Consider the following 12,683-nt stretch of genomic DNA (forward strand, 5'->3'; position numbering starts at 1 on the left):
GCCGCGTTCCCGGCCCGCCGGGCCGGTCAGCCGGGCCGGTCAGCCGGCGCGGTGGCTCTCGGGCGGGCCGAGGAGGCTGGGGCGCAGGCCGCCGGTGTCGATGACCAGGCGTTGCAGGACGACGGTGGGGTCGACCATCCAGAAGGTGAGACGGTGGGTGCCGGGGGTGGTGAGGGTGTGGCGGGTGGCGCTGCGGCGGACGTTGTCGGAGGTGCCGTAGGCCCACTGGGCGTTCATGGTGCCGGAGTCGGCGCCGCTCTGGGACACGGTCTCGACGGTCTGCGGGGGCTGGTCGTCGAAGGAGACCGCGTAGGCCGGTCCGCCGGTGGCGAGGGCGTCGTTGCGCGGGGAGAGGTGGGCCCAGACGGTGACCGGGCCGGTGGTGAACAGGGTCACCTGGTACTCCAGGCGCGGGCCGGAGCCGCCGGGGGTCTGCCGGGGCGCGGTGACCGGGACGGGGGTGACGCCGGCGGTGGTGCGGCCGATGCCGGGGACGGTCCGCCAGGAGACGCCGCCGGCCGCGACGGCCCGGGTGTGGTGCTCGGCGTCGATGGCGACGTAGCCGTTGGCCTCGACGTGTCCGGCCGGGATTTTCTTCGAAAGTTTCGGACGGTTGACCCGGGCGGTGACGACGACGTTCGCGCCGTCCGGTCCGGTGACGGTGACGGGCACCTCGGTGGTGCCGTACGGGGCACGGGCCCAGTCGACGGTGAGGACGACCCGCTGCTGCTTGTCGATCCGCCCCTTCGGCCGGTCCGCGGTGAGCCAGGGCGCGCCGGTGGTGACGCGGTAGTCGAAGGGGCGCCGGCCGCGGTTGAACACCTCGACGTACTGGGCGGGTTGGCTCTGGTAGGGGCTGAACTCCGGGAGCACGGCGGGGGTCTGCTCGTGCGGCCACCAGGCGGCGGAGCCGTCGACGGCGACGCCCAGCTCGGCGGTGTCGGGCAGTTCGATCCGGGCGACGGCGGGGAACAGCACGTCGGGCAGGGCGACGTTGTCGCGTTCGGGCTGCTGCCAGGGCGCGTTGGGGCCGTACCGGTCGACGTCGCCGTAGTCGATGTGCGGCTGGGTCTGGAAGCCGTTCCACTTGCCGCCCGCGATCCGGGTGTTGAAGCGTTCGGCGAGCGCGAGGTCGTCGGCGAGCCTGGCCTCGGCCTCGGCGGCGAGGTCGTTGGCCAGGGCGCGTCCCTGCGGCGCGTAGTGCAGGTTGGTGAACTCGGCGGCGCGCAGCGCGTACAGGTTGGCGGTGGCGGCGACCTCGTAGCCGACCAGTTCGTACCAGGCGTCCTGGACGGTGGCGGGCAGGCGGCGGGCGAGGCGTTCGGCGTCCGCGGCCAGGGCCTGCCAGCGGGCGGTGACCGTCTCCAGCTCCCGGTAGTCGGTGAGCGAGAAGGGGGTGGCCGCATCGTCGTAGCGGATCGCGGACGGGTCGGTGGCCGGGTCCTTGGCCGGGTCGACGGTGATCTTGCGGTTGAGCAGTTCGGGCTTGCGGATCGACTGCAACTGCCCGTAGGTGGACAGGACTTCGGCGATCTGCCGGGCCTGGGCCTCGCCGAAGTTCTGCCGGGCGTAGCCGGTCTCCCAGTCGGACAGCCGCTCCAGCGGCCAGCGTTCGGGCTGCCAGGCGTAGTCGAGGAAGAACTGGGTGGGCAGTTCGTTGCCCTTGAGGTCGCCGACGTTGGCGACCCAGAGCGTGCGGTTGCCGTGGGCGTACGACTGGTCGAGCTGCTCCCACAGGTTGGGCAGGCAGGTGGTGTCGACCCACTTGTAGTTGCGGCCGACGCCGACGTAGTCGAAGTGGTAGTAGAGGCCGTAGCCGCCCGGGCGGGCGCCCTCGGCGGGGTCGGGGAGCTTGCGGACGTTGCCCCAGTTGTCGTCGGTGAGCACCACGGTGACGTCGTCCGGCACCCGCAGGCCGCGGTCCCAGTAGCGCTGGACCTCCTTGTAGAGCGTCCAGACCTGCGGGATCGCGGCCGGGTCGCGGCCGGTGACCTCGGCGAGGATCTTCCGCTGGGCGGCGATGATCTCCGACATCAGCTCGATGCCGTCGCCGTCGGGCAGGCTGACGTCGCCGTTGCCGCGCATGCCGAGGGTGACCACGCCCTCGATGCCCTGCTCGACCATCCGCCGCACGCCGTCCCGCCAGTACGCCTTCACCGCCTCGGCGTTGCGGCGGAACGACCACTCGCCGGTGCCGCCGTACGGGTCGTGGCCGGGGGTGGTGACGTTGCCCGCGGCGTCGCGGACGGCGGGCGTGGCGTGCCGGTTCCACTCCTCGATGCCGCGCATCATCGGGGCCTCGTGCGAGGTGCCCATCACGATGCCGTACGCGGTGGCGGTGGCGTGGTTGAGCGGGTCGTCCTCGGCGAAGGCGCGGCCCCAGACGGCGGGCCACAGGTAGTTGGCGCGCAGCCGCAGCAGCACCTCGAAGACCTTGGCGTAGAAGTCGGCGTTGAAGCCGCCGGGGAAGCCGGGCGCCTTGCCCGGGCCGAAGAACGCGGGCGCCCAGGTGCCGAGCGACGGGTTCTCGTCGTTGATGAACACGCCCCGGTACTTCACCGCCGGGGTGCCCTGGGTGTGCCGCCCGGGCAGCGCGTACACCGCGTCGCGGCGCTGCGGGACGACGTCGTCCCACCAGTACCAGGGCGAGACGCCCATGCCGCGGGAGGCGTCGTACACGCCGTAGATGCTGCCGCGCTGGTCGCTGCCCGCGATCACCAGGGCCCGGTCGACGCCGGGCAGCGGGTGCTCGACGACCGCCTGCAGCGAGGTCTCCCAGCGGCCGGCGATGCCGCTCACGTCGAGCCGGCCGGCCGCGACCAGCCGGTCGATCAGCGGGCTGCGGCCGATCGTGCCGACGATCACCGCGGTGCGGCCGCGCGGCACGGTGTCGCGGACGACCTGCGGGCGGACGCCGGTGACGCGTTCCAGGTCGGCCGCGAGGTCGCCGACCACCCGCACCACGCCCGGGTGGTCCGCCCCGCTGACCACGATCGGAGCGGCCCGGCCGTCCTCGACCAGCGGGAGGCACCCGGCGCGCGGGGTGAAGGAGATCCAACTCCCCGAATCGGTCGGCCGGGCAGCGCCGCTGCCGCTGCCGTTGCCGTTGCCGTTGCCGTCAGCGGCTTGGGCGTCGGCGGTCAGGCCGAGGGCCCGGCCGAGCGGGGTGGCGGCGAGGCCCAGCCCCAGGCCCAGCCCGAGGGCGGCCCGGCGTCCGGTGGTGAACTGCGGTGCTGGTCGGTGCATGGCGGCTCTCCCGACGACAGAAGGTTTCGAAAATTTCGAAACCATGCCTTTATATTTCGGAGCCACCTTTGGGTACAACACGGCCCGGGTCAACCCCCCTGCGCCGGGAATCTGCGGGGACACGACACGCACAGGAGCCCCGCACGGTACCGCGCGGGGCTCATCAGCCTTGGTAAGTATGGGAATTGACGGCCCGTCGGTGGGTTCCGGGCCCGGGGGCCACTCATAGGTGACGCACCGTCAGTCGAAGTACACGACGAGCCTGACGCCGTCCGCGCCGAAACGGCCGGCCAGCGCCGCCATGACGGCGAACACGTGCTCCCAGTCGGTGCCCGGGCCGATGGCGTCCCCGACGGTGTAGCGGCGGTACGTCACCTCCGTGGTGCCCACCGTCCATGTGCCGAACGGCAGTTCCGCCGGGCTCCGACCGCCGACCCGGGGCCCCATCCGTTGCAGCAGTTCCTCCGAGCCCCACTCCTCGCCGACCCAGTACCACCGCCCGGGGGACCCGCCCTGCTCCTGCACCAGGACCACCCCGTTCAGGCCCGCGGGCACCGCCGACAGGTCGACCCGCGCCAACTCCGCCCAACTCACCCACGTCAGACCGTGCACGGCGGGCTCCAGGCGCCGGAGCTCCTCGTACTCCGCCCGCGTCGCCGCCGAGGCGTCGGCCGGCAGCCCGCGGTGCCCGGCGAGCGGCTCCCACCCCCGGTAGTTGCGCACCCCGAACAGCAGGGCGAACGCCGCGTAGTCGTTGTCCCGGCACAGCGGGTCCAGGTCCATGCACCGCTGCCACGGCTCCCACTCGAACCAGTCCTCGTCGGCGGCCGGGTCCCGGATCTCGATGCAGCCGTAGATGTCCGTGCTCATGGCCGCGAGGCTAGGCCGCCGCCCGGCGCGGCGGCCAGCAGATTCCGGGCGGGCGGGAGGCCGGCAGGCCGTGGGGCGGGCGTTGACGGTGGCCGCACGCGTGCGTAGGCCCCTCCCGGGGGGTGGGAGGGGCCTGGCGGGGCCGGGGGTTCCGGTCAGCCGATGTTGGCGCAGGAGTTGCCGAAGGCCGGGTTGAGGGCGCTGATGACGCCGATGCTGTTGCCGCATACGTTGACCGGGATGTGCACGGGGATCTGGATCAGGTTGCCCGAGAGGACGCCGGGCGAACCGGCGGCCACGCCCTGGGCGCCGGCGGACGCGGAGGCCGCTCCGGCAGTGCCCAGCACGGCGGTGGCGGCCAGCGCGACGACGGCGAAGTACTTTCGGGTGCGGGACATGGTCGACTCCTCGGTCTCGGGAAGGGTGCCGTCCCGGGCGGGGCGGCGCCCTTGGTTCGGGGTGCTCGTGCCGACAGCGTGGTCGAGGGGCGCCCCTCCCACCGGTCCGACGCGGCCCGGCCACCCGTGCGGCCTAGCCCGATTCACCCCTCCGGCCGTGCGGGACGGCCGCGCGGCCGTCCCGCACGGCGGGGGTCTTCGGGCCGGAGAGGAGTCAGCCGCCGTTGTCGGCCCGGAGCCGGACCTGTTCCTCCAGCCGGGCGAGGCTCTCGTCCAGTTCCTGCTCGACCGTCTCCCGCGGGGGCGCGGAGTCCTCGTCGAAGAAGGAGAGGTGGACGGTCACCTGGCTGGTCCCGCCGTCCAGGCCGGCCACCTGGAGCCAGCCGGCGTAGCGGCCGTCGTCGCGGGTGCCCCATTCCATCCGCAGCTGTTCGCGCCGGGTGCGCAGCAGCGCGCGCTCGTCCGTGTCGCCGCGGTCCTCGTGCACGGTCGCCGCGGGCGGGTCGTCGACCCGGACGTGCAGGTCGCGGGGCATCCAGGTGTCGAGGCGTCCGGGGCCGGTCGCCTCGTCGAAGACCGGTTCCGGGAGGGCCGGCATGGTGCGGGAGCGTTCGTACTCGGTCATGCGCTGCTCCTTCTGCTCCTCGGGCCGCGCCCGCGCGGGGCGGGCGGGCGTCGGGTGAGTGGGTGTCGGACGGGCTGGGCGCCGGGCGGGCTGGGCGGTCAGTCGGGGGGTTCGTCCTCGCCCTCGGCCTTGGTGGTGTCCGCGGCGGTGCGGTTCTGCTCGGAGGTCGGGCCCTCGGTGGGGTCGCGGCCCTCCTCGTCGGCGACGGGGGCCGCGTCGGGCACCTCCGTCCCGGCGTCGGGCGGCAGGTCGGGTGTCTCCTGCTTCTGCTTCTGCTTCCGGTCGGGGTCGGTCATGGCGGGTTCCTTCCGCTGCTTCTTCCGGCTCTCCGCGCGGATGCCCGGCGCGGAGCGGCGCACGCACGCCTGAGCGGCCCGTTCTCGCCCCGACCCGGCGGGAGGCGTTCCGGCGGCTCGGCCGACGGCGTTTCGGTGCTCGGCGGGGCGGGCAGGCGCGGCCCCGGGCCCCGTTGTCCGGTCACGGAGCGGGGAGCGTGCGGCGACGGACGGGACGGGAGCGGCGATGGAGACCTCCACCCTGCGGGCCGGCGGGCCGGGCGGCACGTGCGTCGTGGTGGTCGGCCAGATCGGACGGGACCTGGTGCTGCGGACGGACGGTCTGCCGCGGGTCGGCGGGTCGGTCGGGGCCGGGGAGCGCTGGGAGGGGCTCGGCGGCAAGGGCGCCAACCAGGCCGTGGGCCTGTCCCAGCTGGGCGTGCCGGTGCGCCTGGTCGGCGTGGTGGGCGAGGACCGGGCGGGCGACGCGGTGCTGCGCGCGGCGGGCCGGGACGGGATCGAGACGGCGGCGGTCGTCCGGCGCGGGCGGACCGCCCTGCTGGTGGACCTGGTCGACGCGCCGGGCAGCCGCCGCCTGCTGGAGGACGCCCCGCCGGAGGGCCTGGTGACCGTCGAGGACCTCGAACGGGCCCGCCCGGCGTTCGCGGACGCCGACACCGTCTCCCTCCAGCTCCAGCAGCCGTCGGCGACCCTGCTGGCCGCCGCCCGGCTCGCCCGGCGGGGCGGCGCGCGCGTGGTGGCGGACGGCGCGCCCGAGCCGGCCGTCCGCGGCGAGTTGCTGGGCCTGGTCGACGTCCTGCGCGCCGACGCCGCCGAGGCGGAACTGCTCGCGGACGGTCCCGTCCGCTCGCTGCGGGACACCCGCGCGCTGGGGCGCCGGCTGCTCGCCGCGGGCCCGGCCCTGGTCGCCCTCGCGGTGCCCGACGAGGGCGACCTGCTGGTGTGGCCGGACGGCGACCTGCTGCTCCCGCTGGCGGACGTGCCGGTGGCCGATCCGACCGGGGCCGGGGACGCCTTCGTCGCGGGCCTGGTCACCGGGCTGCGCCGCGGCCCCGACGTGGCCGCCGCGGGCCGGCTGGCCGCGGCCGCCGCCGGGTCGACCGTCCAACGCCTCGGCGGACGGCCGGACCTGTCCGGACTCGCGGCCGACAGCCTGCCCGGCGGGTGAGGACGGGCCCGGCGATCGGCGCGACGCCGGGCGGCCGCGCCGGCTCCCCACCGGGGGCGCGAACTCGCTGCCGGGACGGGCGCGTTGGCCCTGTGCCTGCCGGTGGGGCTGCCCGGCGCCGAGGCGGTGGCGGACTTCGAACGGGCCCGGGCGCCCCCGGGTGCCGGGGCCCGGTGGCGGCGCGGCCGGGGGCGGCGGCTGCCGTCCGGGCGCGGGGTGTCCGGTCCGGCGCGGTGGCGTCCCCGGCCGGGCGGCGGCCTTCGTCCGGGTGCGGCGGGCCCCGGTGCCGGGCGGTCGGTCGTGCGGCGGGCTCCCCAGGGGCCGCCGGGCCGGGTGCGGGGGCCGGGCGGGGTGGTGGTGCCTATCGTGGAAGGACTCCCGACCGGGAACCGGCGGCGTACGGCAGGTGGATCGTGAGCGGACCCGTCATCGACTACCGGGCCGTCTTCCAGGCCCTGCCGGGCGCGGTCGCCCTGCTCACCCCCGACCTGGTGTTCGCGGAGGTGAACGAGGCGTACCTGTCGCTGTCCGGGCGCGACCGCGCGCAGGTGGTCGGCCAGTTCCTGTTCGACGTCTTCCCGGACAACCCCGGCGACCCGACGGCCGGCGGCGTGCGCAACCTGCACGCCTCGCTGCGGCGCGTCACGGCCACCGGGGTGCGCGACACCATGTCCCTGCAGCGCTACGACGTGGAGGTGCCCGGGCGTCCCGGGGAGTGGCAGGAGCGCTACTGGAGCCCGGTCAACGTGCCCGTCCTCGGCCCGGACGGGGAGGTGGTGCTCCTGGTGCACCGGGTCGAGGAGGTCACCGAGCTGATCCGGGCCCGCGGCATCCGCGACAGCGGCCGGACCCGGACCCTGGGGGCCGAGCTGTACAGCCGGGCCCGGGAGCTGCAGGAGGTCAACGAGCGCCTGCGCCGGGCCCACGCCCGCGAACGGGAGGTGGCCCTGCACCTGCAGGCGGCGATGCTGCCCGCGCTGCGCCCGCCGGACCACCACCGGGCGGCCGTCCGCTACCGGCCCGCCGCCGGTGCGCTGAACGTCTGCGGCGACTGGTACGACCTGGTCGACCTGCCCGACGACGGGCGCAGCGCGGTGGCCGTCGGCGACGTGGTCGGGCACGGGCTGCGCGCCGCCGGGGTGATGGGGCAGCTGCGCAGCGCGCTGTCGGCCGCCTCCCGGGTCGCCATCGGCCCCGCCCAGGCCTTGGAGGTGCTGGACCGGTACGCCCGTTCCGTGGACGGCGCGGAGAACACCACCGCCGTGTCGGTCTTCATCGACCGGTCCGACCGCACCCTCTCCTACAGCAGCGCCGGTCACCCGCCGCCCGCCCTGTGCGGCCCGGACGGGGCGGTGGCCTTCCTGGACCGGGCCACCGACCCCCCGCTGGGCGCCCGTCCCGAGTTCGCCGGACGCCCCCAGGCGCGGACGGCCTTCGCCGAGGGCTCCGTCCTCGTCCTGTACACCGACGGCCTGGTCGAGCGCCGCCGCGAGGACATCGACGTCGGCCTCGGCCGGCTGGCCCGCTCGCTGGCCCGCCACCGCCGCGCCGGGCCCGGCCCGCTGGCCGACGCCCTGCTCGCCGACCTCGTCCCGCCCACCGGGCTCACCGACGACACCGCCCTGGTGGTGCTGTGCCTGTGAGCGGGCCCGCGGGCGGTCCCAGGTGTGGGGACGGCGCTGCGTGGCAGACGGGTGGGCGAACGGTACGCGCCGACCCCGGGGAGCCCAAGTGCCTCACACCGACCTCGACCTGCACGCACGCGTCCGGGAGGCGGTGCGCCGCCGGGCGGACCGCCTGTGGGGGACGGCCCTCGCCCTGCACGCCGACCCCGAGTACGCCTTCGCGGAGCACCGGGCCGCCGCGCTGCTGACGGGCGAGCTCGCGGAGGCGGGCTTCGAGGTGCACCGGGGCGTGGCGGGGATGCCGACCGCCTTCACCGCCTCGGCGGGCCGGGGCCGCCCCGCGGTGGCCCTGCTGCTGGAGTACGACGCGCTGCCCGGACTGGGGCACGCCTGCGGGCACAACCTGATCGCGGCGGCCGGTCTGGGCGCGGCGCTGGCCGCCCGCGAGGTGCTGCCGGCGGACGCCGGGACGGTGCTGGCGGTCGGGACCCCGGCGGAGGAGGGCGGCGGCGGCAAGGCCCTGGAGGTGGAGGCGGGCGTGTTCGACGGGGTCGACGCCGCGCTGATGTTCCACCCGGGCGTCCACGACTGGACGCACGCGGTGCTGACCGCGCAGGAGCAGTACCGGGCCGCCTTCCACGGCCGGGCCGCCCACCCGACGGGCGACCCCACCCACGGCATCGACGCGCTGGCCGCGCTGGTCGAGCTGTTCAACGTGCTGTCCGCGCTGGGGCGGCGGCTCCCGGCGGCCTCGCACGTGCAGGGCATCGTCACGGTCGGGGGCACGGCGACGAACATCGTGCCCGACCTCGCCGAGGGCCTGTTCGGGCTGCGGGCCGCCACCACCGCCGAGCTGGACCGCCTGGCGGAGCAGCTGCGCACCTGCGCCGGGGGCGTCGCCACGGCCACCGGCACGACGGTGACGGTGGAGCGGGCCACCGTGCGCTACGAGCACTTCCGCGACAGCGCGGTGCTGTCCGAGCGCTTCGCGGCGCACCTGGCCCGGGCGGGCATCGCCCTCACCCCGCCGCGGCCGGGGGTGCTGCTGGGCTCGTCCGACATCGGCAACGTCAGTGCGCGGGTGCCCGCCGTCCACCCGTTCGTCGCGGTCATGGACGAGAGCGGGTCCGACCACACCCCCGAGTTCGCCGCCGCGGCGGCCTCCCCGCGGGCCCGGTCGGTCCTGCTGTCCGTGACCGAGGCCCTGGCGTGCACCGCCGTGGACGTCCTGCTGGACGCCGGGCTGCGGCGGGCGGCGTGGGAGCGGCACGAGGCCGCCGGGGCGCGGTAGGCCCGTCCCGGTTCACCGGCGAGCCCGGCGGTTCACCCGGCGGTGCGGCCGGGGTGGTCGGCGTCGTCGGTGCCGTCGGTGACGCTGCTGATCAGGTCGACCAGCCCGGCGCGTCCGCCGCGGCGCAGTTCGCGGAGCTGGCGGACCGCGCCGTTGCCCTCGGCGAGCAGGCGTTTCAGGAGGGGTTCGACCAGCGGGGCGTCGCCGTGGCGGCGCAGGGCGGGGCCGAGGGTGTCGAGGACTCGGTCCACGACCGCGGGCGGGGAGTCCAGGGTGCCGGTGCGGGGGTCGTGGAGCCGCTCGGTGCAACCGTGGCGGGCGGCGTACCAGACCGCGGCGGCCAGGGCCTCCGGGTGGAACGCGGCGGCGCGGACGGGGTCGGGGTCGGCGAGCAGGGTCGCGGCGACCGCCCGGACCAGGCCGGCCAGCATGACGGCCTCGTCGACGCGGAGTTGGACGTCCATGGCCCTGATCTCGACGGTGGGGTAGCGCTCGGAGAGCCGGGCCTGCCAGTAGAGCTGGCCCACGTCGCCGATCAGTCCGGTGTCGACCAGGGCGTGGATCCGGGCGTCGTAGTCGGCGGCGCCGTCGAAGTGCGGGGGGACGCCGCTGACCGGCCACCGGTTGAAGACCACGGTCCGCCAGTCGGCGAAGCCGGTGTCGGTGCCGTTCCACAGCGGCGAGTTGGCGGACAGCGCGACGAGCAGCGGCAGCCAGGGGCGCAGGCCGTTGAGGAGCGCGACGCCCGCTCCGCGGTCCGGGACGCCGACGTGCACGTGCATGCCGGTGATCAGCTGTTCGTCCGTCAGCTGCGGGGCGTCCTCGTGGATGGTGCGGTACCGGGGGGTGTCGCTGACCGGTACCGACAGGCGGTCGGTGAAGGGGGCGGCGCCGCAGGCGGCCAGCCGGCAGCCGTGCGAGGCGGCCGCTTCCGCGAGGGCGCCGCGCAGCCGGGACAGGTGGGCGCCGACCTCGTCGAGCGTCTCGCAGACCGGGGTGGCGACCTCCAACTGCGCCTGTAGCAGCTCGCGTTGCACCTCGCCGCGGTCGATCCCAGGTTGCCGGTCGGCCGTCTGCCGGACCTGTTCGGCCCGGGCCACCGGCACTCCGGTGGCGGCGTCCAGCAACAGGTACTCCTCTTCCACACCCACGGTCACCATGGACGGCGGCTACCCCCGAACGGGGGGTCCAATCGGCGCTGCCGCCCCGCCGGGAGGGCGGGGCGGCAGCGGCGGGCGGGCCGGACGGGTCGGACAGGTCGGGCGGGTCGGACAGGTCGGGCGGGGCGGGCGGGCCGGGCGGGTCGGACAGGTCGGGCGGGTCAGTCTCGGTGGTGGGCGAAGGCGTCCTTGGCCCGGTCCAGCAGGGAGGCGAAGGGGCCCACCGTCCACTGCAGGGCCGGTTTGCCGGCGGTGCCCGGGTGCGGGTGGGTCGGCGCGATCCGCTCGGCCGCCAGGAGGCGGCGGCCCATCGCCCGGCGCTGGCCGGCGTCGCAGGAGGCCCGCAGCGCGGGGAACTCCTCCGTCTCCTCGTACTGCGCGTGGGCCTCCACCGCCTGCTGGAAGGCGGTCAGTTCGGCGTCGAACTCGGGGCTCGCCACGTCCAGCTTCTCCAGCTCCAGCAGGGCGCGGTTGGCCTCGGCCTCCTCCTCGTTGCGGGCCTTCGCCTCGCCCTTCCCGGCCGCGCGTTCGGCCGCGGGCCGCACCACCAGCTCCTCGCCGGTCTCGTGGACCGCCAGCAGCGCCCGCAGTTCGTCGAACGCCTGCTGCTTGTGCTCGCCCTGCGCGGCGCGGACGTCCGCGAACAGGTCCCGGATCCGCTGGTGCTGCGCCAGCAGGACGTCGACGACGTCCTCCTGCGGCGCCGTCCCCGTCCCCGTCCCGGTGGTCGTGCCGGTCATGGTCTGACTCCTCTCGCTGACGGATCGCTGTCCGCGGTCGTCTCACCGGCCGCCCCGGCGGCAAACGGGCGTTCCGGCCGGAATCCGCCCGGCGGTGGACCGGCGTTCCGGCCGGAGTCCGCCCCGCCGGACCGGGCGGGGGCGGTTCGGGTGGCATTCTCCGGGCGGCACCGGGGAGACGGGGGGCGCGCGTGCCGAACGCGCTGCCCGCTGCTTCCGTCCCTGGGGAGATCCCGTGCCCGTCCACTCCCGTCTCGCCGTTCTCGGTGCCGGCACCGCGCTGGGCACCACCCTCGTCCTCGGTGGCGCCCCTTCCGCCTGGGCCTGTGACGAACGGCCGCCCGCCACCGCCACCGCCGCCCCGACCCCGGCGCCTGCCCAGACCCCGGCCTCGCCCTCGCCCTCCGCGACCGGCACCGGCTCCGACTCCGACTCCGGCACCGGCTCCGCGACCGCGGCACCGTCCGCCGCGCGGTCGGCGCCGGCCGCTTCGCTGGCGCTCCTGCCGGGCGCGGAGCGGACGCTGGTGGCGGGCGGCGCCCCGGTCGAGTTCACCGCGGAGATCGGCAACACCGGCACCGCCGTCCTGGACGGCGCCGCCCCGCTGCCCGCCCTCCGCAACGACGCCGCCCGGAGCCCGCAGGAGGCCCTGCGGGCCGACGAGTTGCTGCTGCAGGTGAGGACCGCCGCGGGCTGGGAGTCCCTCCCGCTGGCGGTCGGCTGCGACCGTTCGCTGCGCGGTGGCGGCGCCCTGCCCGCCACCGGCCTCGCACCGGGCGGGAGCGCCCGCTACACCTTCCGGCTCTCCGTCACCGACGGCGACGCCGCCGCGCAGCAGGTGGACGTCCGGCTCGGGCTGCGGTCCGGCTCGGCGGACGATTTCGGGTCCGCCCCGCACACCACCCTCCGGGTCACCCGTCCGGCCGCGCCCGCCGCCGGGGCACCGGCCGCCGCGCAGCCGTCCGCGGCGGAGTCGGCGTCGAGCGCGCCGCCCCCCGCACCGAGGTGCTGGGCGTCGACGCCCCGCCCGCTCCCGCCCGGAGCGGCGCCGCCGCTCCCCCGGCCTCCGACGCCCGCATCGGGACGGCCCCTTCCCTCGCGGCCGTGAGCCTGCCGTCCCCGGCCGACGGCGGGCGGCCGCCGGTCTCCCTGCTGATCAGCGGCGTCGCCCTGATCGCCCTGGGCGCGGTCGGTTTCGCGCTGGTGCTGGCCCACCGCCCGGCCCGTCACCGCTGAACGCCGGCCACCGCTGAACGCCCGTCAC

The 12,683-nt window shown here is 76.3% G+C and carries 12 protein-coding genes; 5 read left to right on the top strand and 7 right to left on the bottom strand.

What is annotated here, in order from left to right; translation table 11 throughout:
- Positions 1-39 precede the first annotated feature (39 nt).
- The 5 genes from OU787_RS00930 to OU787_RS00950 all read right to left on the bottom strand — a co-directional run bounded on the left by OU787_RS00930 (position 40) and on the right by OU787_RS00950 (position 5,435).
- On the bottom strand, positions 40-3,246 hold the full coding sequence (locus OU787_RS00930; protein ID WP_268658181.1) for a glycosyl hydrolase 115 family protein: 3,207 nt from the start codon (positions 3,244-3,246) through the stop codon (positions 40-42).
- A gap of 240 nt (positions 3,247-3,486) precedes the next feature.
- Positions 3,487-4,116, bottom strand: a complete 630-nt coding sequence (locus OU787_RS00935; protein WP_268658182.1) for a hypothetical protein — start codon at positions 4,114-4,116, stop codon at positions 3,487-3,489.
- Between the two features lie 155 nt (positions 4,117-4,271).
- The gene (locus OU787_RS00940; protein WP_030462579.1) at positions 4,272-4,514 is read right to left on the bottom strand and encodes a chaplin; all 243 of its coding nucleotides are present in this window, start codon (positions 4,512-4,514) and stop codon (positions 4,272-4,274) included.
- A gap of 214 nt (positions 4,515-4,728) precedes the next feature.
- Positions 4,729-5,139, bottom strand: coding sequence for an SRPBCC family protein (locus OU787_RS00945; protein WP_030462578.1), 411 nt, complete (start codon positions 5,137-5,139; stop codon positions 4,729-4,731).
- Between the two features lie 98 nt (positions 5,140-5,237).
- Positions 5,238-5,435 carry a hypothetical protein gene (locus tag OU787_RS00950; RefSeq protein ID WP_030462577.1) on the bottom strand — a complete coding sequence of 66 codons (198 nt, stop codon included), beginning with the start codon at positions 5,433-5,435 and terminating at the stop codon, positions 5,238-5,240.
- Between the two features lie 226 nt (positions 5,436-5,661).
- Here OU787_RS00950 and OU787_RS00955 point away from each other — a divergent pair, with 226 nt between their 5' ends.
- From OU787_RS00955 to OU787_RS00965, 3 genes are all read left to right on the top strand, one after another.
- Positions 5,662-6,603, top strand: coding sequence for a PfkB family carbohydrate kinase (locus OU787_RS00955; RefSeq protein ID WP_268658183.1), 942 nt, complete (start codon positions 5,662-5,664; stop codon positions 6,601-6,603).
- A 413-nt stretch (positions 6,604-7,016) separates the two neighbouring features.
- Positions 7,017-8,246 carry a PP2C family protein-serine/threonine phosphatase gene (locus tag OU787_RS00960; protein ID WP_268658184.1) on the top strand — a complete coding sequence of 410 codons (1,230 nt, stop codon included), beginning with the start codon at positions 7,017-7,019 and terminating at the stop codon, positions 8,244-8,246.
- An 88-nt stretch (positions 8,247-8,334) separates the two neighbouring features.
- Entirely contained in the window at positions 8,335-9,519 is a 1,185-nt protein-coding gene (locus tag OU787_RS00965) for an amidohydrolase (protein WP_268658185.1), read from the top strand.
- 32 nt (positions 9,520-9,551) lie between these two features.
- Here the strand turns inward: OU787_RS00965 and OU787_RS00970 are convergent, their stop codons facing one another.
- Both OU787_RS00970 and OU787_RS00975 read right to left on the bottom strand, forming a co-directional pair.
- Positions 9,552-10,679: a carboxylate-amine ligase gene (locus OU787_RS00970; protein ID WP_268658186.1), complete on the bottom strand. Its 1,128-nt coding sequence runs from the start codon at positions 10,677-10,679 to the stop codon at positions 9,552-9,554.
- A gap of 161 nt (positions 10,680-10,840) precedes the next feature.
- Positions 10,841-11,419: a hemerythrin domain-containing protein gene (locus tag OU787_RS00975; RefSeq protein WP_268658187.1), complete on the bottom strand. Its 579-nt coding sequence runs from the start codon at positions 11,417-11,419 to the stop codon at positions 10,841-10,843.
- A 235-nt stretch (positions 11,420-11,654) separates the two neighbouring features.
- Here OU787_RS00975 and OU787_RS00980 point away from each other — a divergent pair, with 235 nt between their 5' ends.
- Together OU787_RS00980 and OU787_RS00985 are read left to right on the top strand one after the other, a co-directional pair.
- Positions 11,655-12,527 (top strand): hypothetical protein, encoded by an 873-nt coding sequence (locus tag OU787_RS00980; RefSeq protein WP_268658188.1) that lies wholly within the window; start codon positions 11,655-11,657, stop codon positions 12,525-12,527.
- On the top strand, positions 12,524-12,655 hold the full coding sequence (locus OU787_RS00985) for a hypothetical protein (protein ID WP_268658189.1): 132 nt from the start codon (positions 12,524-12,526) through the stop codon (positions 12,653-12,655). The genes OU787_RS00980 and OU787_RS00985 overlap by 4 nt, the downstream gene beginning before the upstream one ends.
- Positions 12,656-12,683 lie beyond the last annotated feature (28 nt).

The organism is Kitasatospora sp. YST-16 (assembly GCF_026802215.1).
Taxonomy (GTDB): domain Bacteria; phylum Actinomycetota; class Actinomycetes; order Streptomycetales; family Streptomycetaceae; genus Kitasatospora; species Kitasatospora cineracea.